Genomic DNA, 616 nt, shown 5'->3' on the forward strand with positions numbered 1-616 from the left:
TGATGGTTCTGTATGGCTCGGTCAGCACTCAGCATTTAACACAATAGCAGCTTGTGAACGTTTAGAAGTAAAACACGGCTTAACTATTACACAAAGTCTTAAAGGACAAAAATCAGACGTATCAGCACCAACCAAGAACGAGATCGAGCAAGCCTTGAGGACAGGTGAGAAACCAGCCCGTATCGTGCTACAGAACGCATTGCAGGCTGCTATGGTAGGAAAACCAGATCTGCAGACGTTTATAGACAGAGTGCAGGCCGTAGGCATTGAACCGAGGTTCAATGTTGCCAGCACTGGCAACGTGGCGGGGGTTTCATTCAGTGTTGGAGATGTGGCATTCAAGGGATCTCAGTTGGGTAAAAAATACAGTTGGAACACTATAAAAAACAAGGTGATATATGACAAAAATAGAGATGATGAACTCGTTAGGAGCTTCTCAGCAAGAAAAGATGATGAACCAAATAGTATTAGACGATCACTTGCTGAACCAAATATCAATGACAGTGGAGCCGTTGACAGAATCGATGATGATATTATCCGAATCAGTCAGCACAGCATTAAATCAGACACAACAGACACTTACGAGAGTAAACAACTCGTTAGAAGCAACAACCAC

Annotated in this window: 1 protein-coding gene; it reads left to right on the forward strand. The window is 43.2% G+C overall.

The window, feature by feature from the left end:
- Positions 1–616: hypothetical protein (locus ACZ92H_RS29415; protein WP_465052397.1), on the forward strand; the 616-nt coding region annotated here is incomplete at both ends.

It is taken from the genome of Janthinobacterium foliorum (assembly GCF_978021625.1).